General features: G+C 71.0%; 10 protein-coding genes and 1 pseudogene. All 11 read right to left on the bottom strand.

The features are described from left to right. Nucleotides 1-11: 11 nt before the first annotated feature. The 11 genes and pseudogenes from HED23_RS13585 to HED23_RS13535 all read right to left on the bottom strand — a co-directional run bounded on the left by HED23_RS13585 (nt 12) and on the right by HED23_RS13535 (nt 15,645). Nucleotides 12-200 (bottom strand): aldo/keto reductase, encoded by a 189-nt coding sequence (locus HED23_RS13585; protein ID WP_203183679.1) that lies wholly within the window; start codon nt 198-200, stop codon nt 12-14. Between the two features lie 101 nt (nt 201-301). After that, nucleotides 302-1,408, bottom strand: coding sequence for an effector-associated domain 2-containing protein (locus tag HED23_RS13580; RefSeq protein ID WP_203183678.1), 1,107 nt, complete (start codon nt 1,406-1,408; stop codon nt 302-304). Then, the gene (locus HED23_RS13575; RefSeq protein ID WP_203183677.1) at nt 1,405-2,571 is read right to left on the bottom strand and encodes an alpha/beta fold hydrolase; all 1,167 of its coding nucleotides are present in this window, start codon (nt 2,569-2,571) and stop codon (nt 1,405-1,407) included. Before HED23_RS13575 ends, HED23_RS13580 begins: the two co-directional genes overlap by 4 nt. Nucleotides 2,572-2,662: 91 nt before the next feature. Continuing rightward, nucleotides 2,663-6,985 carry an FxSxx-COOH system tetratricopeptide repeat protein gene (fxsT, locus tag HED23_RS13570; protein WP_203183676.1) on the bottom strand — a complete coding sequence of 1,441 codons (4,323 nt, stop codon included), beginning with the start codon at nt 6,983-6,985 and terminating at the stop codon, nt 2,663-2,665. Further along, entirely contained in the window at nt 6,985-8,037 is a 1,053-nt protein-coding gene (locus tag HED23_RS13565) for an AAA family ATPase (protein ID WP_203183675.1), read from the bottom strand. The genes fxsT and HED23_RS13565 overlap by 1 nt, the downstream gene beginning before the upstream one ends. Then, nucleotides 8,034-9,533, bottom strand: a complete 1,500-nt coding sequence (locus HED23_RS13560) for an effector-associated domain 2-containing protein (protein WP_238441938.1) — start codon at nt 9,531-9,533, stop codon at nt 8,034-8,036. The genes HED23_RS13565 and HED23_RS13560 overlap by 4 nt, the downstream gene beginning before the upstream one ends. A 185-nt stretch (nt 9,534-9,718) precedes the next feature. Continuing rightward, nucleotides 9,719-10,726 (bottom strand): LacI family DNA-binding transcriptional regulator, encoded by a 1,008-nt coding sequence (locus HED23_RS13555; protein WP_203183674.1) that lies wholly within the window; start codon nt 10,724-10,726, stop codon nt 9,719-9,721. A gap of 197 nt (nt 10,727-10,923) precedes the next feature. After that, nucleotides 10,924-11,955 (bottom strand): annotated as a pseudogene (locus tag HED23_RS13550) (pectinesterase family protein); the annotation flags it as partial. A gap of 201 nt (nt 11,956-12,156) precedes the next feature. Then, nucleotides 12,157-12,951, bottom strand: a complete 795-nt coding sequence (locus HED23_RS13545) for an ATP-grasp domain-containing protein (RefSeq protein ID WP_203183673.1) — start codon at nt 12,949-12,951, stop codon at nt 12,157-12,159. A gap of 286 nt (nt 12,952-13,237) precedes the next feature. After that, nucleotides 13,238-14,692, bottom strand: coding sequence for a family 43 glycosylhydrolase (locus tag HED23_RS13540; RefSeq protein WP_203183672.1), 1,455 nt, complete (start codon nt 14,690-14,692; stop codon nt 13,238-13,240). Next, nucleotides 14,674-15,645: an arabinan endo-1,5-alpha-L-arabinosidase gene (locus tag HED23_RS13535; RefSeq protein ID WP_203183671.1), complete on the bottom strand. Its 972-nt coding sequence runs from the start codon at nt 15,643-15,645 to the stop codon at nt 14,674-14,676. The genes HED23_RS13540 and HED23_RS13535 overlap by 19 nt, the downstream gene beginning before the upstream one ends. Between the last annotated feature and the right edge of the window lie 126 nt (nt 15,646-15,771).

The following is a 15,771-nucleotide window of genomic DNA, read 5'->3' as shown; positions in this document are numbered from 1 at the left end:
TCGGGCGGGGACTACTCGGCCCGCCCGGGTTCACCGCCGCCCATCGCGTTGGTGCGCGCGCGCCGGAGTTCGGCAAGCAGCCGTGCTGACCCGTCCGGGGCGGACAGGTGCCTCAGTTCGGCGACGCCCACGGAGGCGAGGTCCATGAGGTCGGATTCGAGGTGATCGGATGTGCCGTCGGCGGGCACCGGCTGGTACAAGGCGCGCTCCCCCTTCGCGAGCGGTGGCACAGGATGCCACCGTTTACTCCATCATGACGACTGAGACCTCTTCCCGAAACCCGTGTGATCACGCCAGCCGATCACATTCCGGGCGCCGGGTTCGCGAGAAAGTCCCGTACTGCTGAACTGAGTTCGGACGCACGGGCGGGATCGTCGTCGATCAGTGTCACCGCGGCGTACAGCTTCCACAGGCCGTCCGGTTGTGCCCTGAGGGCGCGGAAGATCCCGATCACGTCCGTCCTCGGCATCGGGTGCCTCGGCATCCGGGCGACGACGGCGGCGGGCAGCTCGTTGACCAGGGTCTGCCGTTCGTCACGGTCACCCATCAGCGGATACGCCATCAGGGCCGTGACGATCCGGGCGGCCGGAGGCACCGCCGGCTCGTCCCCCTGTCCCTGGTGGGGCGGGCGGCCCGGCGGGATGATCTCCGTGTGCCCGGGCCTCTGCAGGCGGAATCCGGAGATCTGGTCGGTGTGTCCCGCTGCGCGGAGGACGTTCATCCGTTCCTTCACCGCCTCGAAGAGGGGCATGGGATCCGGCAGCGGTTCGTCGGGAAGCGCGCGCAGGACGATGTCCGAGAACACACCGCGCCGGCGTTCCGGATCGTTGACCGCCCGCTGCCCGCGACCTGCGGCGAGCATCAGGATCTGCTCGTGCTCGGCGACCCGTGACCCGGCCGGAAACCGCTCCGTGGGCAGCGACTGCGGGAAGTGGTGCATCTCGTCGAAGGTGCGGCATGCGTCGACCATCCACATCTGCACCCCGAGGCCCGGCGTGACATCACTCCTGAGCCGGGTGAGTGCGGACTCGACGTGTATGTTGCGCCGGTCGGTCGAGGTGGCGTCGGCGGTGTAGAGCCGGGTGTTCTCGTCCGCGTCCAGCACGCCGTGGCCGCCCCACCACACCCACAGCGCGTCGCCCCCGCGTTCCGGGATGTCCTTGATGAAGGCGCGCCTCAGCGAGTCGTGGTCGGCCGGGTGGAACGGGACGCCGGGGGCGGACCCCGTCAGCGGTGCGAGATGGAGCTGGATACGGTTGTCGGGCACTCCGCGGGCCAGCAGCCACTCGCGGAAGCGCAGGGCGTCGTCGGCGGGCCCCGGCAGGTCCCATCCCGGGCCGGCAGCGTACTGCTCGATGCCGACGACCAGGGCGAGAACGCGGTCCGGACGGACCGGCGTGCGCGTCATGGCAGCCGCTCCCCGATCGCGCGGTAGACGGCCGGATCGGTCCAGTAGGCGCTGTGCGCCACGGGGAAGGGCTGCCGGCTGTCGGTGGCGATGTCATCGGCCCGGCCGGGGAAGAGCGGTTCGGCGGCATAGCCGAGCAGGTCTCGGCGGTCGTAGAGATTCAGCCACGGCGGTACGTGGGCGGGGAGCGGATCCGGGTGGGCGAGCGAGGGGAGCGCGCCCGTCTCGTACAGGAAGGGGCCCTGCGAGCCGACGGTGACCAGGAGCTCGACCCCGGGCAGCGGGCCGGATATGAGGGTGTCGAGCGAGATGATGCCACCGAGGCTGTGCCCGACCAGGACGACGGGCGGCTCAAGTGCGGCCACGAGGTCGCGGAGGCCCTGGCGCATGGCCTCACCCCGGGCGAGGTACTTGAGGATGTCGCCGGCGGCCGGGTGCGCCGCGTCGGTGAGCGCGCGGCGCCGGCGCACGGCGTAGCGGGAGCCCAGCCGCACGAGCGGCCGTCCCGCCGTCCGGAGCAGCGGACCGCGCCCGGTACCCGCCGGTGCGGCGCCCAGGCGTTCGGCGAGCGCGGCGACAGCGGTGTCCCTGGCGTCGCCGCCGCTCTGCACGGGGCTGTCGGCGGCGAGTCGCGCGGCGATGACCGTGGCCGTCAGCGCCCGGGCCAGTACCAGGGCCAGGGTCTCCTGGTCCAGGGCCTCGGCGGCGGGGCCGAGCAGCGCACTGCGCGCGAGCTCGGCCGCCGCCTCCGGAAGTCCGGGACCGAGCGCGTCCGCGCGGGGCTCTCCTCGTGCCGCGATCTCGCGGAGGAGCGACCTCGGACGCTCGTCCGGAAAGGCCGCGCCGGGCGGCGTGACGCGCGGGCCCGCTCCGCCCGGCACGGTGACGAGTTCGGCCGTGGGGTCCTCGTACAGCCGGGCCCACTCCTGCGTCCCGTCGCCGTCGTCGGGATCGCCGGTGCCCCGGCCTGTCCCGGTGCCGGGTGCGGCCGGGATGCTGGCCCCGTCCGCGGCGAGCCTCGCCCCGTGCGGCCCGCCCCAGTCGTAAGCGGTCAGGCGCACCCGGGGGTCCGCTGCCGCGAGACCCGAAGCGACCCGCGTGAGCAGCGCGGTCAGGTGCGGCTCACGGACACCTGTGCCGTGTGTGAAGACCACCGTGGTCATGCGTACTCCCCCGTTGCTCTCGCTGTGACCGCCGGCCCCTCCGCCGCCGAGTGCGGCGGAGGGGCCGGCGGTCAGCCTGCCGTCGTCGGCGTCACATCGGCAGCGGCGTGATGTCGCACTCGATGCGCTGGTGGAGCCTGGCCGCGGTGTGCCAGGGGTGGTTCGCCCCGAGCACACGGGAAAACCCCTCCACAGCAGCGCGGTTGAGACGGTCGGCTTCCTCCGACTCGCCGAGCCCGCGCCGGTCGAGCGCGAGGTTCGCCGTGCACGCGAGGGTCAGGGGGTGCTCGGGCCCCGCCGTCTCCGTGAGCCTGGGCAGCAGGTCCGCGTCGGCGGCCATGGCGAGCGCGAAGTCCAGCCGTGCGTAGTGGTCGTTGGCCCGGCACATCGCCGCGGTCAGCGTGTTGATGTGCTTCGCCCCGAGGGTGGCTTCGAGACCCTCCAGCGCCTGGGCGTCCAGCGACTCGGCCCGGTCCGTGTCACCCTGCGCCCGCAGCGTCGCCGCGAGGTTCACCCTGGCGAACTGGGTGTACGGGTGACGATCGCCGAGCACCTTGCGGTAGGCGGCCAGCGCCTGCTCCCCCAGTTCCCGGGAACCGACCAGGTCCCCGTTCAAGCGGCGCTCGACCATGGCGTGGATCGCGGCGCCGAGGGCGTCCGTGTTGTTCAGTCCGTAGCGGGTGGTGAAGCGCTCGAGGATCTGTTCGGCGAGGGCGGAGCCTCCCTCGACCACACCGGCTCTGCGCCTGCACACCGCGAGGTTCAACGCCGCGCGGATGGTCGCCGCGTTGGTCTCGCCGAAGTGGGCCAGGTAGGGCAGGTAGTTGGACTCCTGCAGCGCTCGGGCACCCAGGTAGTCGCCTGCCTCCCGGATGTCGATGGCGAGTCCGCTCAGCGTGTTGAGCGTGAGCCCGTTCACCGGCCCGTACAGCAGTTCCCTCTGGCGGGCGGTCTCCTCGTCGATCTCCCGCGCGACCGCGAAGCTGCCGTTGAGCCGCAGCGTCACACCGTAGTCGTGCGCCGCGCTCAGCGTGGCGGGGTCCTCGGGCCCGAAGAGGTTGCTGGCCCGGGTGAACGCCTCCTCGGCGAGTTCCTGTGCCTGGAGGAACTCGCCCCGGTGGCGCAGCGCCCCCGCCATCTGCCACATCGAGTCGACGAGTTCCTCGTCCGGGATCTGCGCACCGCGCGAGATCGTCAGCGCCCGCTCGTTGTGCACGACCGCCTCGTCGGGGCGTCCGAGGAGCCGCAGGTAGAAGCCGAGGAGCTTCGTGATCCTGATGACGTGCAGGTCCTCGTCACCGGACTGGGCACGCCACGCGGCCCAGGCGAGCCGGGCCTGGGCCAGGCCCGATTCGTGTGCGCCCCAGTAGTAGAGGAAGAAGACCATGTCGTAGACGAGGTCACGGACCCACGCGTCGGAGCTCTCGACCGCCCCGGACGCGATCACATGCGGAAGGATCGCCTGGTAGGCGGGCCACTGGTCCGGTGACGCGGGTGCGCCCGGCTTGGCCGTCGTGAGCAGCAGATGGGCTGCCCTCGTCATCCTGGTCCGTTCCTCGGGATCCATCCTGGCCACGATCACGTTCTGCATGAGCCGGTGCATCTGGAGCGTGGCGGTCTTGTGGTCCAGCCTCACCAGCGACAGTTTGCTGAGGTCCCGGGTGGCGCGGGCGAGCAGCAGCGGGTCGCGCAGGACCGGGTCGAGCTCGGGTGTGATCTCGACGTTGCGTCCGCCCCTGAAGAGGTTGAGCGGAATGGGTTCCGGCGCCATGCAGGCGCAGATCTCCAGCAGTTGGCGTGCCGCGGGGTTGTCCTCAGAGAGACGCCCGAGCGAGATGTCCCAGACCGCCGCGACCGGCAGCGGGTAGTCGGGGGACGGGTTGAGTTCGAGGATCTCGGGCCGGCGCTCCTCCAGCAGGCCGAGGTACTCGTCGACCGGCATTCCGGTGGCGGCGTGCCAGGCACCGGCCTGCTCGACCGCGAGGGGCAGGTCGCCCAGTGCCGCGGCCAGCCGGTCCGCGTCGTAGGAACTGAGTCCCCGGGCGCGCCGCTGCAGGAGTGCGATGCTCTCGTTCCGGTCGAACACGTCGACGCTGAGGGGCGTGGCGACGCGCTCCCACTCGCGGTTGCGGGAGGTGACGATGATCTTCCCCGGTCCGCCGTTGGGGAAGTAGGACCGGACGGCCTCGATGTCCTCGGCGTTGTCGAAGACCAGGAGCCAGTTGTCGAAGGGCTTGCCCGTGCGGAGCGCCTCGCGCACGGCGGGCACCGCGGCGTTGGCCTGCGGTCCCACCTCCAGGCCGAGGCTGCGGGCCAGGTCGGCGAGAGCGCCCAGGATCAGGTTCTCCTGTTCCGCGGGGATCCACCAGATGACGTTGAACTCGCCGCTGTGGCGGTACACGTACTCCACGGCGATCTGCGACTTCCCTACGCCACCCATGCCGTGGAGGGCGTGCGGCAGGACGGCCGTGGTCTCGTCCTCCCGCAACTGCCTCTCCACGGCCGCCAGAAGACTCTCCCGACCGGTGAAGTTCGGGTTCTTCGGCGGCACGTTGCCCATGATTTTCGGCTGGCCCGTACGGACGAACCGCAGCTCCGGTGCCGGGGCGTTCGTGCGCTCGTCGACCCGATCCTGCTCGGTGTCTACGGGTGGTGTCGTCGGCGACACAGATCCTCCTGGTGGAACCGTCGGGTGCGACGGGGAAGCGGGGCCGTTCTCATTCACATCAGGTGCCTCTTTATCATCTTTCGTCACCTCCGTTGACGCTCCCGCGCCGTCCGACAGCACGCCCTTCAGGTCCGCCGCCCGGCGTCGGTACGGGAGCCCTCCCAGCGCACGCAGCACGGCGAGTTCGATGCGGAGCCACGCCGGGCCGCCCTCGCGGTCCGGCAGCTCCGCGCCCACCGGGTCCCGCAGAGCAGCTCGCAGCCTCGTGCCCTGCACCCCGCCGGTACGCGAGTCGGCCAACAGGCTGACCGCACGAGCGAGTTGGGTTCGGTTGCCGGTGGCCAGCAGGGCTTCGCGAATGCCGTCGGCGAAGTCGGGCCCGCCCTCGCCGTCCCGTTCCCAGTCGATGAGACCGCCCATCATCACCTCGGCCAGGTGCTCGGGCTGCGACTCGGGAAAGGCCCGGTCGCGCAGCTCCTCGATGACGTCGAAGCGCATCGGCGCCACGGCCAGCAGGACGGCGAGCTGCCGGGCGAGCGGGCTGGCCAGCGCGAAGAAGCGGCGCACCGCGTCCGCTGCCGCGCGGGGCCCGTCGAGCCTGGGTGCGCGCAGCCCGGGAGCGGACACCCCCTTGGCCATGGCCCCGGCCAGAACCACCGGCAGCGCCCGTCGTACGCCGCGTTCGCCGGTGACCAGGTCCGCCCAGGCCCGGAACGACCCGGGGCGCAGGCTGAGGACCGGTACCGCCACGGATCCGTCACCCGTGTCGGGCAGTATGTGCGCGTGCTCGGGCACACCGCGCGGCGGGCGGCAGAGGATGTGGCGGTTGAGCGCCCCGAATCCGGCCGCGTCCAGCCGGGCTCGGAAGGGGTAGACGGAGGACCGGTGGCGCAGGTACGGCGGAAGCAGATGGACGAGTGCCGTCGGCCCGGCGGATGCGAGCCGGCCCAGCAGTTCGTCGGCGCCGCCCTCGGCCCAGCCGGGTGCCAGTCCGTCGGTCACGACGAGGAAGAGCCGTGAGCCCCGGCCGTCCAGCAGCTCGGCGGGGTCGGCCCGCCGGTTGCCGGGCCAGCGCAGGACGGGTGTCTCGCCGCCGGGCAGCGAGACATCGACCGTGCGGACGTCACGGAAGGCCCCGCTGCGCACGGCCTCGTCGGACAACTGGCGTAAGGAGCCGTCCCATACGGGCATGGTGGGCGCTGTGTCGACGAGGAGCATCAGGTCGAAGGCACGTTCCTGGACGGGATCGAGGTAGGGGATCCACAGTCCGTCGATCACGCCGTTCTCGGCGGTGCGCGCCTCGTCGAGCCGGCTCCCGTGGCGCGAGGGCACGAGCCTGCCGAGCCCGCGCAGGGCTTTGGCCAGACGCAGCGGCACCACGCGGCGCGGGGGGCGCGTCCCGTTCGGCAGGACGGCTTCGGGCCGGCCGTGCAGGGTCTCGTGGACGCTGTGGACCTCGGCGCCGTGAAGGTCCACGCCACTGCTCCCGGCGGGCACGGTCTCCGGTGCCCCCGCCTCGAAGAGGGGAGCCGTGACGTCGGCGGGGGGCTCCGTTCCGTCCTCGGGCGACGGTGCGGGGTCCGGGGCCGCCTCCCCGTCCGCTCCGCGGCCGGCCCGGTGCCACGCGGCAGCGAGCCATACTCCGTCGGCGAGGTCCTGCCAGCTCGCCTCGCCGTCCGTCTCCTGGAGACCCCCGCTCGGGGCGGGCAGCGTGTCCGGGGCGCGTTCTCGTGGCGAGCCGTTCATCAGCGGCCCTTCGAGAGGTCGCGGAGGAGCATCTCGATGAGCTTACGCCCGTCGCTGTCGGCCCGGAATCCGTGCGCCGTGGTGAGCTGCACGGCGTTCAGCAGCTGATCGACGGACTGGGTGCCCCCGCCGTCCAGGCGCCTGACGAATTCGTCCACGAGGTCGTCGACGCCTTCAGGGCGCCGGCCCAGGTGACTGACGACGATGGAGACGAGCTGTTCGCGGCTGGGCGGGCGCATCTCCAGCGGCAGACAGCGACGTCTGAAGGCGGCGGGGAACTCGCGTTCGCCGTTGCTCGTGATCACGACGACCGGGAACTCCGCGCACTCGACCCGGCCCGCCTCGATGACGGACCGGCCCCGGGGGTCGTCGGTGAAGACGGACACCTCGTTCACGTCGGCCCGCACCAGCTCGGGAATCTCGTAGCTGCCGTTCTCCAGGACGTGGAGCAGGTCGTTGGGCAGGTCGATGTCGCTCTTGTCCAGCTCGTCGACGAGCAGCACCCTGGGACGCTCGTACGCGAGCAGAGCCGTTCCCAGGGGTCCGAGCGTCACGAAGTCCCCCAGGTCGGGAGCGCTTCCCGTGTCGCTCCCCGGTTCCGAGGTGCCCCCGGCACGCCAGGCGGCGATGGCCTGGGCCCGCCCGATGGCGTCGTACTCGTACAGACCGCCGCGCAGCGTGGTGCGGCTGACGATGCTCCACGGCAGCACCCGGCCGAGTCCCAGTTCCCTCGCGATCAGGTAGGCGAGGGTCGACTTGCCGACCCCCGGCGGCCCGGTGATCAGCAGGGGGCGGCGCAGCAGCAGTGCGGCGTTCACCGCGTTGATCTCTTCCTCGCGTAACTGCGGTCCCTGTTGCACCGTGCCGAGCCGGCGCAGCGCCGACTGCGCGTCCTCGGGAGGGTCCTGCTGCAACGGGGTTCCGGAGAACACCCGCCAGGGCGGCGGCTGCGGAAGCTCCGGCGGGTCCCCCGCGGGGGGCTGCCCCGTGGCATGGAACACCCTCCAGGAGGGGGGCGTGACGGACTGCGCTGCCGAGGCCTGCTCGGTCATGCTGTCAACTCCTCGCAGTCGATCAGGCGGTTGGGATCATCCCACATGAGGGCGAGGTGCTTCCCGAGGGACCAGTTGTCACGGTTCATCCCCTCGGCCCTCTTGCGCAACGCGCTTACCTTCGAGGGGATTTGTGAGGGCGGGTGAGCGAGCAACAGTGTCAGCACCTCGCCCGACAGGTCGGGGCTGTCCGTTCTGCGGTCCCAGGCTGCAAGGCCCACCCCCTGAGCGATCGCGGTGACGAGTGCTTCCAGGCCGAGACCGGGCAGTGCGGGGACGTCGAGTATGACCGCGGTCAGGCCTGGGTTCGCTATCAGCTTGGCACGCCAGCGGTCGAGCCGCTCCCCCTCTTCGCCGTGCCAGCGGTACGACTCGGCCACACCGGCGTTCCTGAGTTGTGTCCAGCGTTCCCGCCACAGAGGCAGATATCCGTCCTTCTGCGCCGCTCTCATTCGTTCGAGAGACCTCAGATGGACGTGGTAGCTAAGACTGATCGGCAGCGGATCACCACTCCAGGTGCCCATTTCCAGCCGGGCCATGTCGTGGTTGAGCAGCGTGAACGGCAGCACGAACTCGACCTGGGCGGGCGGCTCGTTCTCCGTCACCGGCATGCCGGCCCAGTGCTCCTGCCCGCGGCCGATGGCACGCTCGACCTCGCCCGCCAGCCGGTCGATGGTCGTGGGACGCACATCTCCGGCCACCGGCTCCCAGTAACCTGGCGCAGCGTTGACCCAGTGACGTACGTAGATATCGGCCGAACTGTCGTCCGCCGGCTCCACCATCACGACGAGACAACGTGCCACGTCCGGATCGGGCGTCGGCAGCGCGGCGATGGCGCGCCTGCGCTCGTCGAGGGCCCGGGCCGCCTCGGCACCGGCTTCCCCCGCCCAGGCGTCCGACCACGCCCTGAGCCCTTCACGCAGCGCGGGCCGCTCCAGGAACGCGGTGATCTCGACCAGCACGAGCGCGGGGGGCAGACCGTCGGCCTGGGTGTTGACCCCGCACAGGTGATCGAAGCGCTGGGCGGGTGTCTGGCCGTACGGCACGTCCACGCCCAGTTCGTGGTTGAGCAGGGCGTGCAGACGGCCGTCGTCGACGCGCCGGACGTCGGCGAGCAGCCGGTGGATGTCCCGCACCGCACTGTCGGTGAACTCCGGTGAGGCACCGGCGATCGTCTCGTCGGGACCGGCCGCGGCGGCGAGCCGGGCCAACTGGGCCGCACACTCACGGCCCGCGATGACCTCGACGGTGAAGGTCAGTGTCCCGAGGCCCTTCTCGTACTTCAGCAGGGCCCGGAGGAAGGACAGCATGTCGGACCGTGGGTTCTTGCGCTGATAGGTGATCTCCGCACCCAGCTGCTCCGCCGCGAACGACACGAACTGGGCGCATTGATCACGGTCGGTGACGAAATCCTGGACGCACAGGAATTCGACCAGCGCACCGATCAGTCTCGCTCTGGCTCCGTCCGGCTCCTCCGGTCCGAGCAGCCCGCTCACCACCACCGACCACCCCCGTCGAGCCGGTACCGCCTTTATGACCGATCGCGAAGTTACCATGCGGGATCATCGGCAACCAGGCTCATTCCAGGCCCCGTTGACCACCCGTGACACGCGTGCACCGGCCCCGTGGCGATACACCGGGGAGCTGCTCCACCCGGACGGGTGAACGGGCCCGTCGACGATCAGGCCGGAGCCGGTCCAGTGCTCGCACGCACGGTCAGAACCGGTTCGAGCAGGTCCACTTCGTCCGTACCCCGGCCGGCGAGCTTCGCGACCACCTGTTCCACCGCCCGGCGCCCCATCTCCTGGGCCGGAATGGCAACGGAGGTGAGGCGCACCGAGGCCTGCGTCGCAACTTGTTCGGGGCAGATGGCGACGACGGACACGTCCTCCGGCACAGCACGCCCCTGCTGCTGGAGGAGGTTGAGCAGAGGCTCGACGGCCGCCTCGTTCTGGACGATGAACCCGGTGGTGCCCGGCCGTTCGTCGAAGATCCGGCCCAGCGTGCCGGCCATGGCCGCGAATCCGCCCTCGCAGGGGCGGTGCAGGATGCGCACCCCGGCCTCCTGCGCCTTGGCCCGTATGCCGTCCACGGTCCGTTCGGCGAAGCCGGTGTGCCGCTCGTAGACGGCGGCCGCCTCGCCGATCACCGCCACCTCACGGTGCCCGAGGCCGGCGAGGTGGTCCACGCAGAGCGCACCGGTGGCCTCGAAGTCGAGGTCCACACAGGTCAGCCCGGAGGTGTCGGCGGGCAGGCCGATGAGGACGGCGGTCCGGCCCGAATCGCGGAGCAGCGGCAGCCGTTCGTCGTGCAGCTCGACGTCCATCAGGATCATCGCGTCCGCCAGCGAACTCCCCGCGATCCGCCGGACGGCCGCCGGCCCCTCCTCGCCTGTGAGCAGCAGGACGTCGTAGCCGTGCGTACGGGCGCTGGTGGCGACGGCGATGGCGATCTCCATCATCACCGGCACGTACATGTCCGTACGCAGCGGCACCATGAGCGCGATGATGTTCGACCTGCTGCTGGCCAGGGCACGGGCCCCGGCGTTGGGGTGGTAGCCCAGCTGCTGGATGCTGTGCTCCACCCGTTCCCGGGTCGATGCCGAGATCGACCGCTTGCCACTGAGAACGTAGCTCACCGTGCTCGCGGAGACTCCGGCGTGCTGGGCGACCTCGGCAAGCGTGACCATTCGGCTTCTCCCCTACAGATGGCTACCGCTGGGGAGGGCGGGTGACGAAGCGCTTCGACAACGCCTGCTGTGCTCCCCGTCGCACTCTGACATGCACAGACACCGTGGAGCCTAGACTCGCTCACAGGTACTGTCCATAGGAGAGTCGAAGCGCTTCGACCGGGGCACCGCGTCGATTCACTGCCACACACCGTGACTCAGGAAGCCGAGGGTGTCCAGCCTGCCAGCCAGTCGGCGGTCTCCTGCCCGCCGGCCTGGGAGTCGGTGAGCTGCGGCCGGTTGCTGCTCGCCGCCCCGGACCCGGGCCCGGTGTTCTTGTACTCGGCGAAGCGGTCGTCCTTCCACGAGAAGCCGCTCATGTCCGTCCACGGGGCGGACCTGACCGCTGAGCTGAGTACCGTGTTGCGGAAGGTCGCCATCGGGTCGAGCGATGCGTCACCGCCCGCGTGCCAGGGCCGTCCGAGGTAGAAGGACGACGCCGAGACGTCGCCGTTGACGGTCGACCCGGTGATCAGGAATCCCTTGCGGTCGGCGGCGGTGCTGGGTGCGGCGATGTAGCCGGCGGAGCTGCCGTCCCACCGCTTCTTCAGCGTGATGACCGATCTGTCGATCACCGCGGTGGCGCGTCCGAAGATGAAGTCGACGTTGCCGATGACGTAGGAGTTGGTCATGTAGACGCGGCCGAGCGTCGTCTTGGAGGCCGTGTCGAGCAGCAGGGTGTCCTGGTCACCGGTGACGATCACGGAGTCGAGGAAGACCTTGTCCGCGGCGGTCCGCAGGGCCACGGCCTGGAGGCCGCTCATGTTCTGGTTGGCGGCCTCGTCGAAGTCGTTGGAGATCGTGAGGTTGCGGGCCTGGAAGCCGTTGGCCTCGGCCGCGACGGTCGCGCTGCCACTGGTGCCGTAGGTGCCCGATCCGTCGGGCTTCCGGGTGCCGGAGGCGTTGTCGTAGACGATGACGGTGTCGTTGCGGCTGGAACCGCTGCCCTGCAGGGTGACGTTCTGCTTGGTCGAGGGGATCTTCACCAGCTCGCGGTAGGTGCCCGGCTTGATGGAGACGACGACTCGCGCCGTATTGCCCGCGGGGATCGCGTCGACCGCCGCCTGCACGGTGGTGTACTGCCCGCTGCCGTCCTTGGCGACGGTGAGGGTGGCAGCGGCCTCGGCACCGGAGGCCGCGCCGGACGTCCAGACCGACGCGGCGGCCAGGAGCGCCGCCGTGCCTGCCGTCATCGCTCTGCGGGGTCCCGGGCGGAGCGCGGTGTGCCGTCGTGTAATGGCTGCCATGTCCTGATCCGTTCGTCGGGAAGAGGTGGGGTTCCGGGGAGTAGTCGCCACCGCCGTCCCAAAGGTTGCCGGCCCCGGCAGCACACCCGGGCAGGGCGGGCGTCACGCCCGGGCCCCGCCGTCAGTCCCCGGCCGGGCAGGCCGTCACGCCCGCAGGAAGAGCGCGTCCCGCGCACTGACACCGGCCCCGGGACCCGCCGAGCGCAGCACCACGTCGAGGGCGCGGGCGGGGTCGGCGGCGTACACGTTGCTGAACCAGGCCATGTTGGCCTCCACCACCGCCCACTGTCCCTCCCCCGCGCCGTCGCCATTGCGCATCAGTCCGACGTCGAGCACCACACCGCTGGGCAGGGAGTCCGCGCACGCCCCGACGAGGCGTCCGGCGAACGCGCGCACCGCGGGCTCGTCCGCGTGGCCCGCCAGCGGCGCCACGTCCAGCCGCCCGAAGCCGGCGTACTGGGAGCCGGTGCGTATCTCCCCGTCCAGCAGATGGAGCCGGAACTCCTTCACCCAGGTGACCACTTCGCTGACCTGGACGAGGGGGTCCGCACGGGAGCCCGCGGGGACCCGCAGCGCGTCGCCGTCCGCGTACACGGCGGCGGGGAAGCTCTTGTCGGTGGGCGGCTTCACGAAGAGCGGGCCCGGTGCCCGGCGGGCCTCGCTGAGCGGTACGCACCGGATGCGGCGGCCCGTGAACGCGTACGGCAGGGCGTCGAGCCAGCCGTCGGCCGGTTCGAGGAGAGCGATCCCGAGGCTGCCCACCGCCGAGGCGGCGAAGAGCGGGCCGCCGTAGTAGTGCGCCCGGGTGCCCGACGGCGGCCGGTCCGGGAGTCCGTCGCGCGGCAGGACGGTCACGTCCATGCCGCGCTCGCGAGCGGCACCGGCCAGCAGAGTGGCAGTGGTGGAACGGTGCGGGGCGAGGGCGAGGAGATCAGCCATGCCGCCGCAGCTTACGGGCGCGCGACCCGTGAGCTGCGGCGGACCTGAGGCGGCCTCGGACGGCCCCGGCAGCCGGCACGGCCGCCTCGGGAGGTCCCGCACCGGCTGCCGGAGGCCCGGGGCCCCCGGAGGACCGCTTCCGGAGGCCCTTGGAGGACCCGTACGGCCGCCGGAGGCCGGAGTGGCTGCCGGAGGCCCGGGGCCCCCGGCGGACCGCTTCCGGAGGCCCTTGGAGGACCCGCACGGCCGCCGGAGGCCGGGGTGGCTTCCCGAGGGCGGGAGGACCTCAGGAGACCGGCACGAGCTTGAACTGCTGGCAGGTGTTGTCCAGCCAGGTCCACTGCCGTACGTCGGCGCCGTCCGCCGCCGAGCAGTCCGCCACGTCGGCGACCTTCCCGGTGGCCTGGTTGACGATGCGCACCCAGCCTCCGGCCTCGGTGGTCACGAAGCGGAAGCGCTGACAGGTGTTGTCGAGCCACGACCACTGACGCAGATCGGCGCCGTCGGCCGCCGAGCAGTCCGCCGTGTCGAGCACCTTGCCCGACGCGACGTTCACCAGCCTGCTCGTGTCGTCTCCCCGGTCGTCGACACGCCATCGCTGCTTCGTGCTGCCGTCGCACGTCCACTGCCGGACGTCGGCCCCGTCGGCCGTGGACGCGCCGCTCACGTCCAGGCACTTCCCGGTGGCCCGGCTGACCACGGTGTACGCCGTCGGGGTCGCCGCGGTCTCACCGGAGGGCCCGGGCAGTGTCGTGCCGAGGGCGACGGGTGTGCCCAGGTTCGGAGTGCCGTCGGAGTTCCAGGTGAACTTCTGCGCACGTGCCGTACGCCCGTTGTCGCAGCCGTCGGAGGCAGCGTCGTTGGCGTGGTAGACGATCCAGCTCTCCGTGCCGTCGGGCGAGTTGAAGAAGCCGTTGTGCCCGGGGCCGTAGACCCCGGCGGCGTTGTTCCGCTGGAGGACCGGGGTGGACTTCTTCGTCCAGGAGGACGCGGAGAGCGGGTTGGAGCCGGTCAGCGTGAGCTGGCCCAGCTTGTAGTCGGGGGTCCAGCAGCCGCTGGCGGAGTAGACGATGAACGTCTTCCCGCCCCGCTGGAGCACCTCGGCCCCCTCGTTGACCGTGCCGCCCGACTTCTCCCAGTCGTAGGTGGGCGTGGAGATCGTCGAGAACGAGCCGCTGAGCGTGTACGGGTTCGACATCGGCGCGATCACGAGGTTCTGCGTGCCGCCGCCGCTCGCGCTGCCCAGCAGGTACATGGCACCGTTGACCGTGAGCACGCTCGGGTCCAGCATCCAGGTGCCGCCCAGCTGGTTCCTGTACGTGTAGGGGCCCATCGGGTCGGAGCCCGCGCTCTGCAGCACGTGCACGCGCTGCGTGGGGTTGTAGTCGGTGATGTTCTGGCCGGCCACGTAGTACAGGTACCAGCGGCCGCCCGAGTAATGCAGTTCGGGCGCCCAGATGTTGCAGCAGCGCGAGGCGGCGTCGCCCTGCCACACCTGCACGCTGGGCGCGGTGGACAGACCGGCCAGGGTCGGCGACTTCCGCATGGTGATGACGTCGGTCCAGCTCGTCGACACCAGGTAGTAGTTGCCGTCGTGGTACGAGATCCAGGGGTCGGCGCCCTTCTGCGCCTTGACCGGGTTGGTGAAGGGACGCCCCTCGGCCGCCGACGCCGGCGTCGGCTGCCCCAGGGCGAGCGCCAGCAGGAGGGCGCTCAGCAGGGTCAGTAGGCGACGGGCCATCCGCTGCTCCAGTTCAGAAGGTTGACGCCGAGCTTCGGGGTGCCGTTGTCCTGGCCGTCGTAGTAGTGGTAGACGAGCAGGTCACCGTCGGAGTCCGCCAGGACGGACTGGCCGCCGGGCCCGATGTAGCGGCCGTGCGACTCCATGACGGGCGTACCGCCGTTGCTGAGCATGCTGACGCCGTTGCGGTCCTTGTACGGTCCGGTGACGCTGGTCGCCCGGCCCACCTTGATCTTGTACGTCGAGCTGGTGCCGGCGCAGCAGGTGTCGTACGAGGCGAACAGGTAGTAGTAGCCGTTGCGCTTCACGATGGAGGGTGCCTCGACCGCCTTGGTCCCCGTGGGCCGTGAGGCGAGCGAACGGCGGGTGGTGTCCCCGGCGTACTGCTTGCCGGTCGACGGATCGACGCGGATCATCTTGATCCCGGTCCACCAGGAGCCGAAGGACAGCCACCACTTGCCGTCGTCGTCCACGAACAGGTTGGGGTCGATGGCGTTGAAGTCGCTCGACGAGTTCGACGTGTAGACGATCCCGTAGTCGCTCCAGCTGCCGGCCTGGCCTGTGGCGGAGGCCGCCAGACCGATGGCCGAGGTGTTCGAGCCGAATGACGAAACGGCGTAGTACATGAGGTACTTGCCGTTGCGGTAGGAGATGTCGGGGGCCCAGGGATCGGATGCCGAGGAGTAGTTCTTCCACCAGCTGGGCTTGGTGGTGAAGGCGTTCCCGGAGCGGCCGAAGGCGGTGCGGTCGGTGGAGGTGCGGAGCTGGAGCCCCTCACCGGTCGAGTAGAGCAGGTACTGGCCCGACGGACTGCGGACCATGCTGGGGTCGTGGACGACGATGTCACCGTTGACCACGCCCGGGTTGGGGTACGCGGACGCGCTGCCCGGCACCAGGGCCAGCAGGAACGCGGCGGGGAGCACGGCGAGGGTTCTCCTCAGAGTGCGGCTCACGAGGGTCCTCCTTGAGGGTCGGGGATGGGGAGTGCATCCCGCAGTCGTCACCGGCAACGCTTCGGTTGCCGTGCGCCGCCCACTTTCACCGAAAGACCGGACACCGTCCGGGATACCGAACAGCAC

It is taken from the genome of Streptomyces pratensis (assembly GCF_016804005.1).
Classification (GTDB): Bacteria; Actinomycetota; Actinomycetes; order Streptomycetales; family Streptomycetaceae; genus Streptomyces; species Streptomyces pratensis_A.
The sequence above is the reverse complement of the archived record's forward strand: the minus strand, read 5'-3'. Positions and strand labels throughout refer to the sequence as shown.

Excerpts from the sequence above, each read along its gene's own strand:
- HED23_RS13580 (WP_203183678.1), bottom strand. The coding sequence starts at position 1,408 with ATGACGCGCACGCCGGTCCGTCCGGACCGCGTTCTCGCCCTGGTCGTC.
- HED23_RS13565 (WP_203183675.1), bottom strand. The coding sequence starts at position 8,037 with ATGACCGAGCAGGCCTCGGCAGCGCAGTCCGTCACGCCCCCCTCCTGG.
- HED23_RS13575 (WP_203183677.1), bottom strand. The coding sequence starts at position 2,571 with ATGACCACGGTGGTCTTCACACACGGCACAGGTGTCCGTGAGCCGCAC.
- HED23_RS13545 (WP_203183673.1), bottom strand. The coding sequence starts at position 12,951 with ATGGCTGATCTCCTCGCCCTCGCCCCGCACCGTTCCACCACTGCCACT.
- HED23_RS13555 (WP_203183674.1), bottom strand. The coding sequence starts at position 10,726 with ATGGTCACGCTTGCCGAGGTCGCCCAGCACGCCGGAGTCTCCGCGAGC.
- HED23_RS13540 (WP_203183672.1), bottom strand. The coding sequence starts at position 14,692 with ATGGCCCGTCGCCTACTGACCCTGCTGAGCGCCCTCCTGCTGGCGCTC.
- fxsT (WP_203183676.1), bottom strand. The coding sequence starts at position 6,985 with ATGAACGGCTCGCCACGAGAACGCGCCCCGGACACGCTGCCCGCCCCG.